The following is a 17,866-nucleotide window of genomic DNA, read 5'->3' as shown; positions in this document are numbered from 1 at the left end:
CATTGACATTTTGCGCCATCTCTTCAATCATTTAAGAAGTGAAGAAAATAATTTTTGCCATTCTTTTAACGTTTTCAAGTTTTGCGGAGTATCCGTACTTTAACTTCGATTCTTCAAAACTAAAGCTAAGTGATTACAGCTATCGACGCTATGTACGTCCACAGCTTCGTTCAATCAAGAATGACTTCTATTATATTGTAAAGAGAATCACCTACACATCTCAAGACTTCATCAACTTAAGAGAGAACACATTAAAACTCGTTCTTCAATTTGATGGTGCATATAGCGATTGTAAGAAAAATCAAAAGACCTGCTATCAACATATAAAGGAAGTCGTTCCACTTATTCAAGCTATTGAACGAAATATCAAAAAGCTACGAGAAGACTTCATTTCTCTTCCAAGTAAGCAGTACGGAAATGTTGATGATTATATCAACCTTATCTCTCTTCTTGATAATATCGATAACCTAAACCTTAGAATTCAATCTTATATACAACTTCTTCACCTTACAGAGGGAACTAACTTTTCGACTTACGTCCCGTATATTGAAAAGTATAAGAATTACGTTGGTAAGATGTACAACTACTCTAATGATGCCTTTATCTACATCATTCCAAATGAGCTAAAGCCATCCTTTGAACAATTTCTTGATAACTTCCTCTCACCTCTTGAGTTGAAGATGATTCCAGAACTCGATAGGCGCTGGTTCATCGATCGCCTTGGTGATCTAAATATGCAATGGAATGTTTTTCATATGGACCTAGAGAAAGGTCAAACCGGATTTCCGAGAGAGTATGTTCGTAACGTTAAGGTTATGCACGCTCGTTGGAATAGTATTCTTAAACTTATGTTTTATTGATAGCTGAAATACAAAGGGCTCCCATCGGGAGCCCTTCAAGTATATAAGAAATTTAAATCAAATTAGATTTTAGAACCTCTACTGTACTTCGTCTGAGTTTTCTTTCTTCTCTTCTCAGCCGCTTGTAGCTTTTCTTTATTTCTAATAGAAGGCTTCTTATACTCTTGTCTCTTTCTGTATTCTCTAATAACACCGAAAGCTTCGCAGTATCTCTTGAATTTCTTAAGAGCTCTTTCCGCACTTAATCTTTCATCGATCTCGATTTTGATTGAGTAATCTTTAGACATAACATTCACCTCCTTCTATTTTTTTTTCTCAACGCCTTTAACGACGCATTTGCGAGATTTATTAGCACGTTATTACGTGCAAATTTTGTCTAGCTTTAATTGGTATGTTAAATTACACGACGGCCCCACAGTGTGTCAATGGCCAATAACGAATAGGTAATATATGCAACAAGGCTTATTTAACGCAAAAGACAACAAAGTTACTCCCCTGGCCCACCAGGTTAGACCTGAAAGTAGACAGGATTATGAAGGCTTTGATGCACTTGCTAGGCGCTTTCCGTTTCTTAGAAGTGAAAATATCCCTTCTCTTATAATCTGGGGACCTCCTGGAAGTGGAAAAACGACTCTGGCCAAGGTTCTAGGTAACGAGATTCATGCAAATTTCTATGAATTCAGCGCTGTATTGTCAGGCGTTGCAGACCTAAAGAAGCTCATTCAAAAGGCCCAAGAAGAAGCGCGCGACTTCCAAAGAAAGTCCATTATCTTTATTGATGAAATACACCGTTTTAATAAGGCCCAACAAGATGCCCTTCTTCCTCACGTTGAACAAGGTAGCTTTATCCTTATTGGTGCAACAACAGAGAACCCACGTCGCTCTGTAAATCGCGCCCTCCTCTCGCGTATGAAGATCATTGAGCTCAAGTCTTTTACAACAGATAAAATTCGCTCACTTATAAAGAGAACGATCAGTAAACTTGAAAAGGACTTATCGCAAGAGTATCTCGACCTCATTTGTGATTATGCAAATGGTGATGCTCGTATCGCTCTTGGCAGCCTTGAAGTTATCTTCTCTCTTCTTGATCAAGATGATGAAATTGATTTTGAAACAGTTAAAAATATCATCAAAGAGAACTCTCGAAATTTTGATGCTGGTGGAGACCGTCATTATGATGTGATTTCGGCCTTCATTAAGAGTATGCGCGGGAGCGATCCTAACTCGGCCATACTATGGCTTGCGGTCATGCTCGACGGTGGAGAAGACCCAGTCTTTATCGCAAGAAGACTTGTCATCTTTGCAAGCGAAGATGTTGGTAATGCTGACCTTAATGCACTGACGCTAGCAACTAATGCCCTTCACGTTGTCCAAAATATTGGTATGCCAGAAGCAAGAATCACACTCGCTCAAGCCACTACTTATCTTGCAAGTACAGTAAAGAGTAATGCTGCTTATAATGCTATTAACGAGGCCCTGGCCTACGTTGAAAACTCGCAGACAATTGAAGTTCCGGAGCACTTAAAGAATTTTCCAGATAAGTTTCACAAGGTAAAGTATCAATACCCTCATAACTTTGAAGGATCATTTGTTAGACAGCAATATGCACCTAAGGGAACACCAAAGTTCTACCAGCCTAAAGAAATAGGTGTCGAAAATAATATTAAGAAGCGCTTATCAGAACTATGGGGTGATTAATCCCAGCGAGAATAAACAACAAAAGCATCTGTTTGTAGGTCTTTTGTTACAAAGAAGAATCCCATATTTGATTCAACATAGCAGCTCATTGAATAGTCTTGTCCAGGCACAAGCTCTACACAACGGCTCTTAGCACGCCCTGATGGCGTCTTAGAGAAGTTAATTGTGTTATGACTATTACATCCATTAAGTTCAAGAGTCGTTCTAATGATAGCAATTGCTTCATCTAGAGGTCTTCCCTCGAAATCAATATCTGCATCAACCTCATCTGTATTAACTTTAAAGGCACGGCTATCGACATTAAGATCATATGTTAGCTTCTTAATACAATTAAGAGTTGTCTTAGTGTAAGCAAATGCACTTGAAGATATAAGCAATGATGCAAGTAAGATGTATTTCATATTAAGTTACCCTAATAGTGTTGTTATTTTCTTTGGTGACTTATACAAAAACGCACTAAATAAATCCAGATTTTTCGGTAGTTTTGTCAAAGTTTCATTAAGAGCAATGCGTCTAATAGTTGAAAATAGATTCTGTGTCAGATTTTATTAGAAAAACTTAATTTTCCTATTAGCCAATTTAATAATTATGTCATATAAAAGTTTCACACACACAAACACCAAAGGGGATTTGATGAAAATCGCAATCGTTCTATCAACACTACTTTTCGCTCTTACGAGTAATGCTGCAGAATTAAACAAATACTACCCAAAAGAAACTAAAGATGTTCTTGCTAGAGGTGGTGAGGAATTAAAGAGCTATCTTTTTGAAGTTCTAAATACAACTCACCAAGAAACAAATGCTCAGGATGTACTTGGTTGTGACTCTAAGAACAAAGGTCGTTGTTATGGCCAAAGAAGCCTTGGATACAAAGGTGCTAGAAAAGTTCTTTTCGGAAAAATCCACTTAAAAGAAGATGATAAAGGTTACTACATTAAAGATGTATACTGCCAAAAAACACTAAGAAGATACCAAACTCGTTCAATGGGTCCAGGGCAAATCCCTAACTCAAACGTTCTTAACTGTGAACACACTTGGCCACAGTCTAAATTCACTGGTCGTTTTGATAAAGGACTTCAAAAGTCAGACCTACACCACCTATACCCAACTGATTCAAAAGCAAACTCTGTAAGAGGTAACTATGAATTTGATAATGTAGATGGTTTCCCAGTAGATTACGAAGATTGTACAGCTTCTCAAACTCAAGGTAATGGTGCTTTCGAGCCACCAGCGGATCACAAAGGAAATGTTGCAAGAGCACTTTTCTACTTCTCAGTAAGATATGATATCTCAATCTCAAGTAACCAAGAAAGAGTTCTTAGAGAGTGGGACAAGCTTGATCCAGTTGATGCTGAAGAAAGAGAAAGAAATGAAATTATTTATTCTGTACAAAATAACAGAAACCCATTTATTGATATCGCTAACCTAGCTGATAAGATCAATAACTTCTAATAATTGACTAATCCATTTCAGTACTAATATTGGCCTTCTGTTAAGAAGGCCTTTCTATTTGATTTTTTATTTTGCAAAACCTTCTATCTTTGAGATGCTTTTATGTACAAGAACATTATCAAGGATTAGATTTTGAAATTAAGACTCTTAGTAGTGGCCCTATTGGCCCTAACGACCACGGCCGGATATTACCCGGAATCATTTAAAGCAGATATCGCAAATGATCTTTTAAAAAATGAAACCCTAAGAACAAAACTACAGAGAATTACAAGCCAAAATCACACAAAAAATTCTTACTCACAAGCTAAGCGCTACCTATTTAATGAATTACACTTAAAATATGATGAAAGTAATCAACCTTACGTAAAAGGTGTTTACTGTAATAAAGTATTTAACGGAAGAACTCCAAATATTGGACCTATTGGTAATGGCACAATCCCAAACCATCAGGTTGTAAACTGTGAACATACATGGCCACAATCTCAATTCACAGGTGGATTTAGCTCTAGACTACAAAAGGGTGACCTTCACCATCTCTTTCCAACGGACTCCAAGGCAAATAGCGTTCGTAGTTCAAACGACTTTGCTGAGCTAAAAAATGGAAAAAGTGCTACGAGAGACTGCTTTGCATCTCACTCAGATGGACACTACTTTGAGCCGCCTACTGAGCACAAGGGTAATGTTGCTCGTGCAATGTTCTACTTTGCAACTCGCTATGGAGCAAAAATTAATAGTAGAATGGAAAGCTATTTAAGAAGATGGCACGTTGAAGATCCTGTCGATAGTGAAGAGATCGAACGCAATGATAAAATCGAAAGAATTCAAGGAAATAGAAACCCTTTTATCGACTTTCCTGAGCTAGTTTCAGATATCAAAGACTTCTAATATATTTTCAACTTTTTGGCGGCCTTGAAAATTGAGGCCGTCAATAAATACCGTCGTCACAGCAGCATTCGCTAAAGTCACAAGCAGACCTAATAATACTAAAAACTTAATCATAGGAACCTCCTATTTGGCTTCTTAATATATTTTAAACATTTAATTGAAGTTCTCACAAATTCTAATTGATTAAGATTTCATGAAGATAGAATTTTAAAGAAAATAGGAGTATAAAAAACTATGTTTCAAATTATTCGAAAATTACTTAGTCAGAAAGGATTCAACGCCAAAGCAAAGCAGGCCTTTTCAAATTACTACCGTTTTGCAAAAGAATCACAATCATATCTAACATACTGTAAAGAGATGCACGGAATTGAATGTTTCATGCAAAATAACTTATCAAAGAAGCAATTCTCTGCCCTTACTTCTCACTTTAGGCCCCATCAAAAAGTCCTCGATATTGGCTGCGGGACTGGTCAACTCACTGCCCACTTTGCCAAAAAGTATAAGCTTAAGGCCAAGGGATTTGATTTAGTTGAAAGTGATCACGACTATAAAGAAGCAAATTATGAAACAACATGGCTTGGAGAAAACGAGTTTGATCTTGTGATCTCACTTGATGGCTTCTATATGCTAAATGACCTCTACCGAACTCTAAACAAGGTTATGGACTGTCTAAAGCCAAAAGGAAGATTCGTCCTAACCTATACTTCCGAAAGGCCATTTCACAAGACTCGACTTGGTAAGGCCTTAGCTAATAAGTATAAAGATAAATTTGAGGTACATGATTTCACTCAAGATGATCTTATTTTTAATAATAAGGCCAAGGAACTACTAGAAAAGCTAGCTCCTGATTTTGTTGCTGAAGGAAATTCAAACTTATATCGTACTAAGTTCAATGAGATTAATAAGAATGTTGAGTCACACAAGGCGAAGAAAATGTATCGAAGCCTTGTTACTATTTATAAGTAGTTAGAAATTTAGTTTGTTGGCCAACTGTTTTCTTTGTTAAGCTTTTGTGAACTTGTTTTACTTCAAAATCGATGAAATCTATAGTTCATAGTTATGAAGAAGCTAGTACTGATATCCTTTGCCCTTATCCTAACCTTTAAAACATTTGCTGCTGAAATCTCAGAAATTGCCGTCTCTAGTCACGTTAATGAGTTTTCAGTTGTAGACTCAAAATATGCCAGAGAAATCTTTCTAGGCCTTCCCGTTAAGAATACCTATGCTGACCTCGTTCATGGACTTGTCTTTCGCTACCACAAGTATTTCTTTTGTGTACGTGAACCAAATCATAAATTTCATTGCCACCTTTATTTGAATGGCCTTGGAGAAGGACAATTATCTGCCTTTGATAAGGATACAGATTTTGGCAAAGGAGCGATTAGTGAATTTCTTGGAACCTCAAAGGCCAATGGGAAATCAACTATTAGTTACGACAATAATACCCTAAGAATCAAATTTGACTCCCATCTAGCAAAACGCTTTTGGGACAAACTCGATCTAATCGCTGAAAGCTACCATACAATTGGGAATAAAAATTACGAGGTAAGAAAAGGAAAACACCTTAATTGCTACGTTGAAAAGAATGAGAAAAAAGATATCTATCAATGCCAATTTAACGTTACAATCAAAACTGAAGAACCAAAAGTTGAAATTAATAAAGAGTTAAATTAGATCAGCACTAAGTATATAAAAAAGGCTACCATCGGTAGCCTTTCTCATTATGGAATTTTAAAAACTCTTAGAATAATTGTGCCCAATCAGTTGTTTGAAGAGTGTTGATTACGTGTCTAAGGAATTTAGAACCAATCTCACCATCAATTAGTCTGTGGTCATATGTATGAGTTGCATACATCATCTGACGAATTGCGATTGCATCATCTTCAGTAACAATTGGACGCTTCTTCATTGTACCAACACAGAAGATACCAAGTTGTGGTTGAAGGATAACTGGAGTTGCTGCAAGAATTCCAAATGATCCGTTATTTGTGAAAGTATAAGTTCCACCTGACATATCATCCATTGTAAGCTTCTTAGCTCTTGCCTTTTGAACAAGCTCATCAAGCTTTCTTGCCATACCTCTAATATTTAAGTTATCAGCACCTTTGATTACTGGAACCACTAGCCCGTTACCAGGAACAGCTACAGCACATCCAAGGTTAATATCTTTCTTCATATGAATCTCATCTCCAACAATTGAAGAGTTAACCATTGGGAACTCTTTAAGTGCTTGAACAAGAGCATAAAGAATGAAGTGAGTATAAGTTAGGGAGAAACCTTCTTCTTTTTTGAATTGGTTCTTAAACCCTTCTCTAAACTTAAATAGATTCGTCATATCGACTTCATCAATTGAATTAACGTGTGGTGAAGTCATTTTAGAAGCGATCATATTCTTAGCAATCGCTTTTCTCATATTATCCATTTTGATAACTTCAACACGTCCGCTTGTTGCAGATGGAACAGAAGAAGCTACAGGAGCTGGTGCTGCTTTTGGAGCCGGAGCTGCCGCTGGCGCAGGTGCCGCTGCTGGAGCCGAAGTTGTTGCAGCAGGAGCTGCCCCTCTATTATTTAGATAGTTCATGAAGTCAGCTTTGTTAACACGTCCGCCTGCTCCACTTCCTTTTAGGTGTGCTAATTCATTAACATCTACTCCGTGCTTTTGAGCAAGAGTTCTAACAAGTGGTGTGTAGAAACGACGTCCAGCTGGAACTGAAGTCGCTGCTACAGGAGCTGCTGCAACTGCCGCCGGCGCTGCCGCTGCTGGAGCGCTTGCTACTGCTGCTGTCGAAGTTGCTGCTGCACCAAATGCCTTAGAAGTATCTGTTTCGATTGCTGCGATTTTAATCCCAACATCAATAGTCTCACCTTCTTCAAAAAGAATTTGCTCAACACGACCTGCGTATGGTGATGGAATCTCTGATTCAACTTTATCAGTCGAGATCTCAAGAAGAATTTCATCGATCTCAATCATATCACCTGGCTGCTTGTGCCACTTAGTGATTGTACCGTTAGTAATTGACTCTCCCATTTGTGGCATAACAACATCTTCAAGTGTATCTGAAGAAGAAGCTACCGCTGCAGGAGCAGGTGCTGCCTCAGGAGTTGGTGGAAGAGCTTCAGCAGCTGGTGCCGCTGGAGCTGCTGAAACAGCTGCGTTTGCATCATCATCGATTGCTGCGATTTTTACACCAACATCAATTGTTTCACCTTCTTCAAAAAGAATCTCAACGATCTTTCCAGAAAATGGAGATGGAATTTCCGATTCAACTTTATCAGTCGAGATCTCTAATAGGATCTCATCAATTTCAATTGTGTCACCAACTTGCTTGTGCCACTTTGTAATCGTTCCGTTTGTAATAGACTCACCCATTTGTGGCATTACGATATCATTTTTCATACTCAGTCCTTATATATAATTAAAAATTGATTGATCTACCTTTAGCATTTAACACAGATTCTGCTAGGAATTCACCTAAAGTCGGGTGTGGGTGAATTGTTGCAAACATTTCTTCATCAACACCTTCCATTTGTCTGAACAGTACATATTCATGAATAAGTTCAGTTGCATGAGTACCAACAATATGTGCACCAAGCATTTCTCCATCTTCACCCATAAGAGTTTTAACAAACCCTTCTGTTTCGTTAGAGGCCATGGCCTTACCATTTGCAGTAAATGGTACCTTACCAACAGAGTATTTAATACCTTGCTCTTTAAGAGCTCTTTCTGTGTAACCAACAGATGCAACTTGAGGCTGACAGTAAGTACAACCAGCAACATTCATCTTATCAAGTGGATGTGGGTGTAGACCTGCAATTGCTTCAGCTGCAATGATACCTTCGTGAGAAGCTGCGTGCGCTAGAAGTGGTGGACCAGCAAGGTCACCGATTGCATAAATATTTGGTACATTTGTTTGGTAAGTATTATTTACTGAAACAAACCCACGATCAGTTTGAACACCAACTGTTTCAAGTCCGATTCCATCGATATTTCCTGTCATACCAACAGCAATTAGACCCATGTCAAACTTGTGTTCAACAGTCTTTCCACCGAGAACGGAAGTGATTGTTACGTCATTACCATTGTTCTTAGCTGAAACTTTTTCAACACCAAGAGACATTTTAATTCCGTATTTCTTATATGCTTTCTCCACAACTTTAGATGACTCTTCATCTTCAATTGGAAGTAAGTGTTTTTGAAGTTCGAAGATATGAACATCAACACCAAATGCATTCCAGAAGTAAGCAAATTCAACACCAATTGCACCCGCTCCGATGATCCCAATTGACTTTGGAAGTTCTTCCATTTTAATGGCTTCCCAAGCACCGATCAGTCTCTTCCCATCATGCTCAAGTCCAGGAAATGAGCGGTAGTGAGCACCTGTTGCAAGGATGATATTTGTTCCTTCAATTGTTTCAGTGTGACCACGAGATGAAGTAACTTCAACTTGTGTATTTGTACGAAGCTTTCCATAACCTTCAAAAACTTCAATTTTGTTTTTCTTCATTAGGTAAGCAACACCACCAGAAATCTTAGCAGAGATTCCCTTTGCACGCTTAACAGCTTGGCCACCGTTTAAACCTTTAAGTTCAACATCAATACCAAGATCTTTCATATCAGCAAGCTCGTGTACACTGTGAGCTGCTTTAAGAACCGCTTTAGTTGGAATACAACCACGGTTAAGACAAACACCGCCAAGTTCTTTACTTTCTACGATAGCAGTCTTCTTTCCAAGTTGGGCTGCACGAATAGCGGCGACGTATCCACCAGGCCCAGAACCAATAACAATAACATCAAAATTCTTCATAAAAATATTTCCTCAAACTATTGACCATAAGGCCCATAATCAGTAATAAAAGTTAAGATTTAAGGTTCTTCAACGTACTAAAATTATTTAAAATTGGCATGACACGTTGCTACGATTCGTTAATATTTACAAATCGTTGTAACTGCCCTCTATAAGCCAACTTAAAGGGATTCTCATTAATTTTACACAGAGCGAAATTAAAAATATCAATAAGTATTTCCCAGAAGGCCTTATAGCACTCGATTTAGAGACCTCTGGACTTTCCCCTTTAGTTGACGAAATCATTGAAATTGCGGCTATTAAAGTCATCGGGAATAAAATCGAAACTTTCGAAACCCTTGTAAAACCTAAAAATCCAATTCCAGAGTTCACAACAAAAATCCATGGTATCACTGACGAGATGGTTAAAGACTCTCCTTCAATTGAAGAGGTCTTACCAAAATTTCTTGAGTTCTGTGGAACTCACACGCTCGTGGCCCATAATGCAAAATTTGATATAGGCTTTATCGTCTTTGCCATGCATCAACTTAAGATGGAATTACATAAAGCTAAAGTTTATTGCTCATGCAAACTTTCTCGTAAATATGTCAAAGGGAGTGAGAACCATAAACTAAGTTCATTGTGTAAACATTTTGATATTCCACTTGAGAACCACCATCGCGCACTAGACGATACAGTCGCTTGTCTACGAGTTTTTGCCAAAACTCTTGATGAAGTAAAGTCAAATCGTCAGCTCAAAGAAGGTGAAATCCTTAATATTCAAGACTTCAGAAAGGCCAATATTGCAGAAGCTCCTGAAACGATTCAAAAACTTCAAGAGCATATCGCTAAACAAGAAGTGATTGATATCAAATACAAGGGTGGATCTTATAAAGGAAAGTTTAGACCAATAAAACCTGTTGCCTTACTTCCAATGCCAGCAGGAGATGTTCTCTACGCTCACTGCCTACTTACAGATATCTACAAGTCTTTTGCCATTAAAAAGATTCAAGAAATCCGTGAGCATATTGAAAATGACTCAAAGTAGTTATATAAAGACGCCATGCTAGCAGGAAAATCAATCTCATATAAAATCCAATTTGTTGTGATCTTCATCATTCACATCGCTTTACTCTATTGGATTTACTGGTTACTTCAAAACACAGGTGTTCTTTCAACAGTTAGTGTAATGCTTCACTTTACAGGAATTGCACTTTACGGTGCCCTACTAATTCGTGGTTGTGCAGCTTGGGCCAAATGGCATCATCTAAACGATATAAAGAAATACGAAGAAGCTCAAAAAAATAAAAAAAATCAAGAAGATAAAGATCAGGAATGAGAAAAGGACTGCGAAGCACAGATGAAATCAATGCTCGCTTTGGTTTAAATTTAGGGCCATCTCGTTACGAAGTCTTTATTCCCGATCACATAAATGAAATCATTCAGAAAGAAGGCGTAGACGGAATTCACGCCAAACAATTCCTTCCTTCAGCTTTGGAGCATTCGGATAAGGGATTTGAAGATCCAATTGGTGATCAAGAAAAATACGTCGCCCCCCAACTCATTCACCGCTACGACAATCGCGCTCTCTTTACTCCAACAACGATTTGTCCTGTTATCTGTCGCTACTGTTTTAGAAAGAACGAATTAAGTGATAAGCACGAAATCTTTAAGGCCGACTTTGAAAAAGTTATTGCTTACTTAAAGTCCCATTCAGAAATTAATGAAATCATCTTTTCAGGTGGTGACCCATTCATGCTTTCAGCTTCAAAGATTAATTTCTATCTGAGTGAATTTAGCAAACTAAAGCATATAAGATTCATTCGCTTTCACACGAGAACTCCAGCATCTCTTCCAAATTATATTGGTAATGAAGTAATCGAAGTTCTAAACATTTATAAGCAAGTCTTCAACGATATTAATATTGTTATTCACATAAATCACGCAGATGAAATTACAAGAGATGTTCGTAACTGCATAGCAAGACTTGGAAGTAGTTTTTCTCTGCTTTCACAATCAGTACTTTTAAAAGGTGTGAATGATAATGTCGATGATTTAGCGAAGCTCATCTATACATTACATGAGCTAGGAGTGAGACCTTACTATCTCCACCATCCAGATCAAGCCAAAGGTGCCATGCACTTTTATCTCACCCAAGATGAGGGCCGTGAAATTTACCGCAAACTACGCCGCCAAGTTCCGGGCTGGCTACTTCCCCAATATATTCTCGACTCTCCGGATGGCTCAGGAAAGCGTAACTTATAACTTAAATAGAGTTTTAATTAACTTATAGTTTTTTTAGAATTTACTATATGGCAAAACTTAAAAGAACTCTCAATACATTTCAAGTGTCTTTGTATGGTATTGGTACGATTTTAGGAGCAGGAATTTATTCACTAATAGGAAAGATTGCTGCAACTGCAGGAGTTCTGGCCCCAATCTCATTTATACTCTCTGCTCTGATCGCTTCGCTAACTGCAATATCATACTCGCAGTTGGTAAGACTCCACCCAAAAAGTGCAGGAGAGGCAGAATATGTTTATCAAGGATTTAAGAACTTGGGCCTATCAAATATCGTCGGCTGGTTAGTGGCCTTTACTGGCGTTGTTAGTGCATCGACTTTAACTAAGGCGTTTATTGGCTACTTCAAAGTAATTATAAACCTACCTAGTTTCCTAATTGCTACTCTTGTAATTTTTGTTATCACTCTTCTGGCAATTAAAGGAATCAAAGAGTCAATCAATCTTGTAATTGTCTTTACTCTAATTGAAGTTACTGGGCTCATTTTAGTATGCTTAGTGGCATGGCCAGAACTAGTTGAAAATGACTTCATGATTCCTGTAATGTTAGAAAGTCTTTCTTGGAATAAATCTCAGTCAATCGTAACTGGAGCTTTCATTGCCTTCTATGCATTTATTGGATTTGAAGACATGGTAAACCTTGCTGAAGAAACGACCGTTGCAGGAGTCACTATTAGTCGCTCCATTTATATAGCTTTAATCACTTCAACAATTCTCTACATTCTAGTGGCGATAGTCGCAATTTCTAGTATTCCCTTAAATAAATTAAATACTAGCACTGCTCCAATAAAAGATATGTATGTTCATCATGGAGGCAATCCCCTCGTTATTAGTCTGATAGGAGTTTTTGCGATATTCAACGGGATAATGGCCCAAGTAATTATGGGCTCACGAATACTCTATGGCCTTAGACACCCTTATAAGTGGATGAGCTTTTTATCTGTGGTTAATGAAAAAACAAAGACCCCAATCTATGCAACTCTTGTCATCGCTGCCGTCATTGCCTTACTCATAAGTTTTTTTGAATTAAAGTCCTTGGCCATGGCCACAAGTTTTATCATTCTTATTGTCTTCACTTTTGTTAATACATCACTTATTTTCATTCGAATAAAGAAAAGACAGGTCAAGATAAAGTATCTCTGGAGTCCCATATTGGCCGTTATGGTAAATATATTATTTCTTATTATTTGATTGTAAAATTAAGTATTTAAACTTTTTCCTAGATTTTTTTACTCCATAAGTATTGACAACTTTTTCTCTCAGCAATATATTCCTTTTCACTCAAGTAAGCGCGTGTAACTCAGTTGGTAGAGTGTCACCTTGCCATGGTGGATGTCGCAAGTTCGAATCTTGTCACGCGCTCCATTCTTTTAATAAATAAGATACTATTCATTTAAAACGATACACCAGCGCTGATGTGAACAGTAATCGCAAATTAATCAAAACCTTTCTTTAAAAATAATTAAATCTTGTCGCCAGAAACTCCTTTTATAATCAAATTGAATTTAAAAATATAAGGAGAAAAAAATGGCGATTAAAGACATGATTCAAAAAAATACAGTCATCATAAATTCAAATGCGACATTAAAGGACGCTGCTAAACAGATGTATGAGAAGCATGTGGGTGCCATCGTTGTTGTGGATAATATAACAGGAAAGAAGAACACTCCTATTGGTATTTTAACCGATAGAGACATCGCAATTTCATTTGGTAAAGAAGGAAAAATTGAGCCAAATTCTAAAGTGAGTGAAATCATGACTCAAAATGTTGTCCTATGTACACCAAAAGATAGCGTGGTCGATACAATCAAAAAGATGCAGGCCAATGGTGTTAAACGCCTGCCTGTTGTTAATGGAAGAGATCAGATTGTAGGAATTATTTCATCTGATGACATTATTCAAACAATTGGTAATGAACTTTATGACTTATCTCGAATTGTAAATTTAGAAATTGAAAAAGAGTCAGCTATTCAATGTCCAATTGACGAAAAGCGACAAGTTAAAATTGCATAAAAATAGGAAATTAATATGTTCAAGAGTCGAAAAGAGGCAGGAAAACTACTTGCTGAAGAGTTCAAAGATAAAATACTCGCAGATAGTAATACACTGGTTATTGCACTTCCCAGAGGAGGTGTCCCAGTGGCCTACGAAATTGCAAAAAGGTTCGAGCTCCCCCTTGATGTATTCTGTGTAAAGAAAATAGGTGCGCCAAGAAATCAAGAATTGGCCATTGGTGCAGTAACAGAGACCGGTGATAGTTACTATAATAAAGAATTAGTAAGAGACTTCGGAGTAAATGAACTACAGCTTCGTCGCTTAACTAATGATAAAAAACATGAAGCCAAAAGGCAGGCAAATCTTCTGAGAAAGAATAATTCTCCAATGGATTTTTCAGGCCGTGATATTCTCATCGTAGATGATGGTATTGCAACTGGTGCTACGGTCAAAGCTGCGATAAAGCTAATTAAGCAACATAAGCCAAACCAAATACAAGTAGTCACTCCTGTTTGCTCACGGGAAGCATGGAGTGATATCACTAATACAGTTGATGATATGCTAGTACTTGAGACACCTCATAACTTTCTCTCAGTTGGTGAATTCTACTTAGAGTTTCCACAGGTCAGTAATACACAAGCTCGAAAGTGCCTAGATGAGATCTACCTCTTAAATCAAGATAAGCGTAAACGAGAGCAAATTGAGAGATTAGAAAATGAAGGTGGACCAGTAAGGAAAGTATAGGGAAGAAAAATTCCTATAACTTTCCCTTATAATTCTTTTTTGGTGTTTCTATTGTTCTCATCCACTTAACGGAACGTACTTCCCAATTTGGATCATTTTCTTTTAGAAGCTCAAGAACACCTGATAGATGTTTAGCTCCGTATGTAACAAAGATTTTCTTATTAGAATCATTGATAATTCTTTTAGCAAGTTCATTATTTCTGTAGTCCAAAATAACAGGCTCAATACTTGTTACTTTCCCAGAGTCCGACTCCCCTATTTTCTTAGACATAAATCCTCGACAGACTATTCCCGCTAATTTCTTTTGCCCCTCACTTCCCGATTTTAAAAATGAGACAAACGCAGCACTTGGGTCATCTTTGCTTTCTTGCTCAGCAACTTTAAAAAAATTCTTATTTTCCCTTGCAAATTTCTTATCAGTCTTCATTAGACGATTAAATTCTGCCTTTAGCTCAAGAGCATCAACGTCAGCAATAATATGTCTTTCAGGGTGTTCTTTCTTATCAGCATCAAGTAATCCAAAGTAATCCATCTGAAACTTTAGGCCGCAAGCCTTCCCTATTGCAGAATAAGTCTTCGCCAAATCCTTCTGTCCTCCAGTAATTCCAGCGGTTATTTTTTCAAAAAATTTCTTTGACGCAGGAGAATTTGTCTGAACACCTTCATAGTAAATAACAAAACCATTTGCTAAGGCTTCTTCCACATCATAAATAACAGATTTATAAAAATTTTCAGATCCAATATGTTGCATCCCCTGAAAGATAACGGTTTTATCACCGTTAACTAATACAGTCTGTGGCTGCAGAGCAGGTTTCGTTTCCGTTATGACAATTGAATAATAGATTGGTAATGAAGCAATTCCAGTAGAAAAGAAAAATAGTCCAAGAGAACAACGTAGCCAATTTGTTTTAAGAGTGTGTGAATTACAAAACTTTGTAATTAGCCAGCCAAATGGTATAGCAAAGAGAAAACTAGCGATCAGGATATAGACATACAATACTGGCCAATTAAGAATAACAGGTAGACTTGAAAAAAAGCCGAGAATTAACACAAGCCAAATAATAGTTTGTAGACGAATTTTCCAAAATACTTTTGTATGACTTTGCATAATCTCTCCTGAACACTTTTCAAGAGAGATTAAACAATATTAAGAGAATTTAGTAAAGCTCATTACTATTCATCGTCAGCTAGATATTCAGTTCCTAAGTGAGCAAAACTCGTCCATGGGAAAATATCTGAAGCAACCTCTTTGACACTCTCGTTAATGCTTTCAGTATCTTCAATAAGAATTTGAGCATTCTTTAAATCAAAAAAAGCATTCTCAACTTGCTTTGAAACGATTCCAAATACCGATAAACTTTTCTTTCTTGAAGATGTTTTTGAGTTAACAGCGGCGAAGTGTGATTTAAAATCACAAATATAGACAGCATTATTCACAACTGTAGTCATTTGAGAAAAGACTTCAACATTTGGAACAGACTTAAATTCTTCACTAATCATCTCAAGAAAGTTTCCGTTACCTTCAAAGAATAAGAATGTTGGAGGTTGATCTCCTCTTAATTCATCAAGAGTTGCAACAATTTTCTTCTTATCACTAAAGCTACCAACAAAGAAGCGGGCCTTCGTGTCTGGCGATTTAATATCAAAGCTCTTTTGGAATGAGCGATCAATTCGAGTCATCGCTGTTCCAGAATTTAGGAATGACATTTTAATTTTATTCTTAATCTCTTCTGCTCTTTCAGAGAGATTATTAAGAGCAGGCTTTTCAACAAAGTCACATGCACCATTGTTAAGAGTTTCTTGAGCATAGCGAGTATCTTCTCGACTTGCACTTGAAACTACAATGACATTAGGGTGCCCCATGCGATAATTCTTTTTTAGATATTCAACACCATCCATCTCAGGCATGTGAATATCAAGAGTCATGGCATCGACCTTATTAGTTCTAAGGAATTCCTGTGCCTCAACACCATTAGCAGCTGTACCAACAACTTCAAAATCCTCATCCTTCTCAAAGATCTTTGTTAATAGCTTCACAACAGAAGAACTGTCATCCACAATTAGCATACGAATAGGCTTTGGAATAGATGAAAGCAATGAACTAGGTCTTGAAGTCGTTCTTGTAATTGGTGTACCACCGTCTTTAACAAGACTAAGAGTTCTCTCTGTTTTTGCTGGTGCAGATGGATCAAGACAGTAAACACTTGGTGCTAATGTTTGAACCTTCAAGCTAGTACCTTTAAGAGACTCACTAATACCTGTGACAAATAAAGCATCCTTATGAAGATACTTCTTAAAATTAACAACGATATTTTCAATTGATTTTTGGTCAAAATAGATAAAAACATTACGACAAAAAATAACATCAAACTTCTTACTTCCTAGAAACTTTTCAGGAGAAAGTAAGTTCATTACACCAAATTGACAGTTATCTTTGATATTAGCGTTTACTTTTGCAAACTTTGAAATTTCACCAGAGCCACGCATCCAATTCCCAGTTAAGTACACTGTTGGAATCGATTTAATTTCGCGGTAACGATAAACGCCATTCTGGGCAATCTTTACACTTTCTGGATCAATATCAGTACCGATAATCTCAAAGCGCATACCTGGATAATTCTTTAAGTGATGATTGAAGAACATTCCAAGTGAGTACACTTCTTGTCCTCGACTACAAGCGGCCGAAAGAATTCGAATTGTTGAATCCCCACGCTTCTTAGCATTTGCAACAATACTATCAATATTTTTTAAGAGATATTCAAAGTGTGAAAACTCTCTAAAAAAGTAAGTATGGTGAGTCGTTAGCATCGAAATGAGATGAGACGATTCCTTGTTATAATTCTTCGTAAGATAACTATAGTAATCTTCCGGTGTCGAACAACCTAAGGTCATCATTCTCTTTTTAAGACGGCTTGTTACCATCGATTGTTGTGCTGGCCCTAAAATATTTCCACTTTCTTTTGAAACAATTTCTGACACATAATTAGCAAGACTGATAATATCCCACTCAATACCTTTCTTAAAAGCTTCGCTCACATAGTTCTCCGATAAACAAAAAATCCCCATAGATGAAAAATCTATATCTCTACTTATCGACAACTATTACAATTTCTTAACCGTAATTTCAGATAGTTAAATTATAAAATAT

19 protein-coding genes and 1 tRNA gene are annotated in these 17,866 nt (G+C 37.1%); 13 read left to right on the top strand and 7 right to left on the bottom strand.

The window, feature by feature from the left end; translation table 11 throughout:
• Positions 1 to 38: 38 nt before the first annotated feature.
• Positions 39 to 860 (top strand): hypothetical protein, encoded by an 822-nt coding sequence (locus ACRXC1_RS02610; RefSeq protein WP_433656274.1) that lies wholly within the window; start codon positions 39 to 41, stop codon positions 858 to 860.
• Between the two features lie 62 nt (positions 861 to 922).
• Here the strand turns inward: ACRXC1_RS02610 and rpsU are convergent, their stop codons facing one another.
• Positions 923 to 1,147 carry a 30S ribosomal protein S21 gene (gene rpsU / locus ACRXC1_RS02605; RefSeq protein WP_021266202.1) on the bottom strand — a complete coding sequence of 75 codons (225 nt, stop codon included), beginning with the start codon at positions 1,145 to 1,147 and terminating at the stop codon, positions 923 to 925.
• Between the two features lie 163 nt (positions 1,148 to 1,310).
• Between rpsU and ACRXC1_RS02600 the strand changes: the two genes are divergently transcribed.
• Positions 1,311 to 2,558 (top strand): replication-associated recombination protein A, encoded by a 1,248-nt coding sequence (locus ACRXC1_RS02600; RefSeq protein ID WP_433656272.1) that lies wholly within the window; start codon positions 1,311 to 1,313, stop codon positions 2,556 to 2,558.
• Here the strand turns inward: ACRXC1_RS02600 and ACRXC1_RS02595 are convergent.
• Positions 2,555 to 2,959 carry a hypothetical protein gene (locus ACRXC1_RS02595; protein WP_392857291.1) on the bottom strand — a complete coding sequence of 135 codons (405 nt, stop codon included), beginning with the start codon at positions 2,957 to 2,959 and terminating at the stop codon, positions 2,555 to 2,557. The two genes, ACRXC1_RS02600 and ACRXC1_RS02595, sit on opposite strands and share 4 nt — an antisense overlap.
• Before the next feature lie 232 nt (positions 2,960 to 3,191).
• Here ACRXC1_RS02595 and ACRXC1_RS02590 point away from each other — a divergent pair, with 232 nt between their 5' ends.
• Together ACRXC1_RS02590 and ACRXC1_RS02585 are read left to right on the top strand one after the other, a co-directional pair.
• Positions 3,192 to 4,010 carry an endonuclease I family protein gene (locus tag ACRXC1_RS02590; protein WP_392912158.1) on the top strand — a complete coding sequence of 273 codons (819 nt, stop codon included), beginning with the start codon at positions 3,192 to 3,194 and terminating at the stop codon, positions 4,008 to 4,010.
• A 132-nt stretch (positions 4,011 to 4,142) separates the two neighbouring features.
• Positions 4,143 to 4,895, top strand: a complete 753-nt coding sequence (locus ACRXC1_RS02585; RefSeq protein ID WP_433656269.1) for an endonuclease I family protein — start codon at positions 4,143 to 4,145, stop codon at positions 4,893 to 4,895.
• On the opposite strand, the gene ACRXC1_RS02580 is transcribed toward ACRXC1_RS02585, so the two are convergent.
• Positions 4,875 to 5,009, bottom strand: a complete 135-nt coding sequence (locus ACRXC1_RS02580; protein WP_433656267.1) for a hypothetical protein — start codon at positions 5,007 to 5,009, stop codon at positions 4,875 to 4,877. The two genes, ACRXC1_RS02585 and ACRXC1_RS02580, sit on opposite strands and share 21 nt — an antisense overlap.
• Before the next feature lie 120 nt (positions 5,010 to 5,129).
• Between ACRXC1_RS02580 and ACRXC1_RS02575 the strand changes: the two genes are divergently transcribed.
• Together ACRXC1_RS02575 and ACRXC1_RS02570 are read left to right on the top strand one after the other, a co-directional pair.
• Positions 5,130 to 5,861: an SAM-dependent methyltransferase gene (locus tag ACRXC1_RS02575; RefSeq protein WP_433656265.1), complete on the top strand. Its 732-nt coding sequence runs from the start codon at positions 5,130 to 5,132 to the stop codon at positions 5,859 to 5,861.
• Between the two features lie 93 nt (positions 5,862 to 5,954).
• Positions 5,955 to 6,569, top strand: coding sequence for a hypothetical protein (locus tag ACRXC1_RS02570; RefSeq protein ID WP_433656263.1), 615 nt, complete (start codon positions 5,955 to 5,957; stop codon positions 6,567 to 6,569).
• A 67-nt stretch (positions 6,570 to 6,636) separates the two neighbouring features.
• Here the strand turns inward: ACRXC1_RS02570 and sucB are convergent, their stop codons facing one another.
• Both sucB and lpdA read right to left on the bottom strand, forming a co-directional pair.
• Positions 6,637 to 8,292 (bottom strand): 2-oxoglutarate dehydrogenase, E2 component, dihydrolipoamide succinyltransferase, encoded by a 1,656-nt coding sequence (sucB, locus tag ACRXC1_RS02565; RefSeq protein ID WP_433656261.1) that lies wholly within the window; start codon positions 8,290 to 8,292, stop codon positions 6,637 to 6,639.
• A gap of 19 nt (positions 8,293 to 8,311) precedes the next feature.
• Complete coding sequence (gene lpdA / locus ACRXC1_RS02560) at positions 8,312 to 9,700, bottom strand: dihydrolipoyl dehydrogenase (RefSeq protein WP_392912147.1); 1,389 nt, start codon at positions 9,698 to 9,700, stop codon at positions 8,312 to 8,314.
• A gap of 142 nt (positions 9,701 to 9,842) precedes the next feature.
• On the opposite strand from lpdA, the gene ACRXC1_RS02555 reads away from it, so the two are divergent.
• The 7 genes from ACRXC1_RS02555 to ACRXC1_RS02525 all read left to right on the top strand — a co-directional run bounded on the left by ACRXC1_RS02555 (position 9,843) and on the right by ACRXC1_RS02525 (position 14,718).
• A complete protein-coding gene (locus ACRXC1_RS02555) occupies positions 9,843 to 10,727 on the top strand; it encodes an exonuclease domain-containing protein (protein ID WP_392912321.1) in 885 nt (294 codons plus the stop codon).
• Positions 10,728 to 10,742: 15 nt separating this feature from the next.
• Complete coding sequence (locus ACRXC1_RS02550; RefSeq protein ID WP_433656259.1) at positions 10,743 to 11,018, top strand: hypothetical protein; 276 nt, start codon at positions 10,743 to 10,745, stop codon at positions 11,016 to 11,018.
• Positions 11,015 to 11,944 (top strand): KamA family radical SAM protein, encoded by a 930-nt coding sequence (locus tag ACRXC1_RS02545; protein ID WP_433656257.1) that lies wholly within the window; start codon positions 11,015 to 11,017, stop codon positions 11,942 to 11,944. Before ACRXC1_RS02550 ends, ACRXC1_RS02545 begins: the two co-directional genes overlap by 4 nt.
• Before the next feature lie 47 nt (positions 11,945 to 11,991).
• On the top strand, positions 11,992 to 13,170 hold the full coding sequence (locus ACRXC1_RS02540; protein WP_433656255.1) for an APC family permease: 1,179 nt from the start codon (positions 11,992 to 11,994) through the stop codon (positions 13,168 to 13,170).
• 98 nt (positions 13,171 to 13,268) lie between these two features.
• Positions 13,269 to 13,344: transfer RNA gene (locus ACRXC1_RS02535), tRNA-Gly, on the top strand.
• Between the two features lie 162 nt (positions 13,345 to 13,506).
• Positions 13,507 to 13,992: a CBS domain-containing protein gene (locus ACRXC1_RS02530; RefSeq protein WP_392912140.1), complete on the top strand. Its 486-nt coding sequence runs from the start codon at positions 13,507 to 13,509 to the stop codon at positions 13,990 to 13,992.
• A 15-nt stretch (positions 13,993 to 14,007) separates the two neighbouring features.
• A complete protein-coding gene (locus tag ACRXC1_RS02525) occupies positions 14,008 to 14,718 on the top strand; it encodes a phosphoribosyltransferase (protein ID WP_433656253.1) in 711 nt (236 codons plus the stop codon).
• A 13-nt stretch (positions 14,719 to 14,731) separates the two neighbouring features.
• Here the strand turns inward: ACRXC1_RS02525 and ACRXC1_RS02520 are convergent, their stop codons facing one another.
• Both ACRXC1_RS02520 and ACRXC1_RS02515 read right to left on the bottom strand, forming a co-directional pair.
• Positions 14,732 to 15,826: a hypothetical protein gene (locus tag ACRXC1_RS02520; RefSeq protein WP_433656251.1), complete on the bottom strand. Its 1,095-nt coding sequence runs from the start codon at positions 15,824 to 15,826 to the stop codon at positions 14,732 to 14,734.
• A 65-nt stretch (positions 15,827 to 15,891) separates the two neighbouring features.
• Positions 15,892 to 17,754 (bottom strand): CheR family methyltransferase, encoded by a 1,863-nt coding sequence (locus tag ACRXC1_RS02515; RefSeq protein ID WP_433656249.1) that lies wholly within the window; start codon positions 17,752 to 17,754, stop codon positions 15,892 to 15,894.
• Positions 17,755 to 17,866: the final 112 nt, after the last annotated feature.

This window comes from Halobacteriovorax sp. GFR8 (genome assembly GCF_050955245.1).
Classification (GTDB): Bacteria; Bdellovibrionota; Bacteriovoracia; order Bacteriovoracales; family Bacteriovoracaceae; genus Halobacteriovorax_A.
This window is presented reverse-complemented; position numbering and strand designations above follow the sequence as displayed.

What these genes read in the sequence shown, in the direction of transcription:
- rpsU (WP_021266202.1), bottom strand. Translation starts at nt 1,147, where the DNA reads ATGTCTAAAGATTACTCAATCAAAATCGAGATCGATGAAAGATTAAGT.
- ACRXC1_RS02600 (WP_433656272.1), top strand. Translation starts at nt 1,311, where the DNA reads ATGCAACAAGGCTTATTTAACGCAAAAGACAACAAAGTTACTCCCCTG.
- ACRXC1_RS02595 (WP_392857291.1), bottom strand. Translation starts at nt 2,959, where the DNA reads ATGAAATACATCTTACTTGCATCATTGCTTATATCTTCAAGTGCATTT.
- ACRXC1_RS02590 (WP_392912158.1), top strand. Translation starts at nt 3,192, where the DNA reads ATGAAAATCGCAATCGTTCTATCAACACTACTTTTCGCTCTTACGAGT.
- ACRXC1_RS02580 (WP_433656267.1), bottom strand. Translation starts at nt 5,009, where the DNA reads ATGATTAAGTTTTTAGTATTATTAGGTCTGCTTGTGACTTTAGCGAAT.
- ACRXC1_RS02575 (WP_433656265.1), top strand. Translation starts at nt 5,130, where the DNA reads ATGTTTCAAATTATTCGAAAATTACTTAGTCAGAAAGGATTCAACGCC.
- ACRXC1_RS02570 (WP_433656263.1), top strand. Translation starts at nt 5,955, where the DNA reads ATGAAGAAGCTAGTACTGATATCCTTTGCCCTTATCCTAACCTTTAAA.
- sucB (WP_433656261.1), bottom strand. Translation starts at nt 8,292, where the DNA reads ATGAAAAATGATATCGTAATGCCACAAATGGGTGAGTCTATTACAAAC.
- lpdA (WP_392912147.1), bottom strand. Translation starts at nt 9,700, where the DNA reads ATGAAGAATTTTGATGTTATTGTTATTGGTTCTGGGCCTGGTGGATAC.
- ACRXC1_RS02550 (WP_433656259.1), top strand. Translation starts at nt 10,743, where the DNA reads ATGCTAGCAGGAAAATCAATCTCATATAAAATCCAATTTGTTGTGATC.
- ACRXC1_RS02545 (WP_433656257.1), top strand. Translation starts at nt 11,015, where the DNA reads ATGAGAAAAGGACTGCGAAGCACAGATGAAATCAATGCTCGCTTTGGT.
- ACRXC1_RS02540 (WP_433656255.1), top strand. Translation starts at nt 11,992, where the DNA reads ATGGCAAAACTTAAAAGAACTCTCAATACATTTCAAGTGTCTTTGTAT.
- ACRXC1_RS02530 (WP_392912140.1), top strand. Translation starts at nt 13,507, where the DNA reads ATGGCGATTAAAGACATGATTCAAAAAAATACAGTCATCATAAATTCA.
- ACRXC1_RS02525 (WP_433656253.1), top strand. Translation starts at nt 14,008, where the DNA reads ATGTTCAAGAGTCGAAAAGAGGCAGGAAAACTACTTGCTGAAGAGTTC.
- ACRXC1_RS02520 (WP_433656251.1), bottom strand. Translation starts at nt 15,826, where the DNA reads ATGCAAAGTCATACAAAAGTATTTTGGAAAATTCGTCTACAAACTATT.